We start from the raw sequence: 202 nt of genomic DNA, 5'->3' as shown, positions 1-202 counted from the left end.
AAAGATACACTTGTAACAATGAGTGCTAATCTAAGCTCAAAGACAAAAACAACAGTAAGCAGCCAAGCATTAGACCATCATTTAAATGAAAAGGCAGTAAAGTTCTTAAAAGAAATATTTACAAAGCTTTTAAATAGTGTAACACTCACAAATTCAAATATACCTACCATATGGGATGAACATTTTAATAGAATAAGAATAG

1 pseudogene is annotated in these 202 nt (G+C 29.2%); it reads left to right on the top strand.

Features of this window, described 5'->3' with window-relative positions:
- Nucleotides 1-202 (top strand): annotated as a pseudogene (locus ACJDU8_RS25970) (IS4 family transposase); the annotation flags it as partial.

Source organism: Candidatus Clostridium eludens (assembly GCF_045310515.1).
GTDB lineage: Bacteria > Bacillota > Clostridia > Clostridiales > Clostridiaceae > Clostridium_B > Clostridium_B eludens.
This window is presented reverse-complemented; position numbering and strand designations above follow the sequence as displayed.